2 protein-coding genes are annotated in these 1,100 nt (G+C 67.3%); both read right to left on the reverse strand.

What is annotated here, in order from left to right:
• On the reverse strand, positions 1-273 hold a 273-nt coding region (locus AC04L7_RS19305), incomplete at its 3' end, for an SDR family NAD(P)-dependent oxidoreductase (protein WP_475513789.1).
• Between the two features lie 45 nt (positions 274-318).
• Positions 319-1,100: tRNA glutamyl-Q(34) synthetase GluQRS (gene gluQRS / locus AC04L7_RS19310; protein WP_475513790.1), on the reverse strand; the 782-nt coding region annotated here is incomplete at its 5' end.

A 1,100-nucleotide genomic window follows, 5' to 3' on the forward strand; every position in this document is an offset into this window, starting at 1 on the left:
GGTGATGCCTGCGTTGTTGATCAGCACGTCGACCGGGCCGAGCGTCTGTTCGACTTCCTTCACCATAGCCTGCGCTTCGTCAGGCGAGGTCACATCGACCTTGACCAGCGCGATGTCATAGCCCTCGGCCTTCATCTGCGCCTGCCACGCGCGCGCCTTTTCTTCGTTGCGGTAATTGGTGGCGACCTTGTGGCCCATGTCGGCCAGCTTCTTGCAGATGGCGGTACCGATACCTCCGGTGCCACCGGTGACCAGGGCGACGCGCGATGTCATGTGGGGACTCTCCTTGGACCGCCGCAAGCCGACGGCCACCCGATTCTAGACAGCGCCTGCGACAGGATTGTTGTGCGCTGCAGCGAACGTCAGTGATATCACTTTTGGAAGACGATCCGGGCGGAATTCGCGATGTGCGGCGTGCAGTATCGACGCAACGTTCGACAGGCCGTCGAGCACGGCCGCCGGTTGGCCCAGCGCCTGCCAGGCCGCGCGCAGTGCCGGCAGCGGGGCGTCGTCGTCGATGGGGAGCGACGCCATGGATTTCGACAGTTTGTTGCCGTCGGCGCCTAGGATCAGGGGCAGGTGCAGGTAGTGCGGCATCGCCAGGCCGAGCGCGCGCTGCAGAAGGATCTGCCGGGGCGTGGAATCGAGCAGGTCTGACCCGCGCACGATGTGCGTGATGCCCTGGTCGGCATCGTCGACCACCACCGCCAACTGGTAGGCCCAGAAGCCATCGGCGCGCCGCAGGACCACGTCGCCTACCTCTAGGTCGACCCGTTGGTCGAACGTTCCCTGCAGCGCGTCCTCGAAGACCACGCGGGCGCCATCGGGTACGCGCAGTCTCACGGCGGCGCTGCGACCCGGACCGGGCGCGATGCAGTGGCGATGGATGCCGCCCGTGGCGACGAGATCGCTGCGGCTGCAGGGGCACGGGAATGCGTGGCCGTCGCGCAGCAGGCGGGACAGCGCATCGGCATACAGGTCGTGACGCGCGCTCTGCCAGACGACCGGCAGGTCCGAGACAAGGCCGAACGACGCCAGCGTGGCCAGTTGCTGCCGCGCGGCGCCGGCGACTTCGCGTGGCGGATCGAGGTCCTCCACGC

It is taken from the genome of Pseudoxanthomonas sp. LjRoot204_2 (assembly GCF_056175765.1).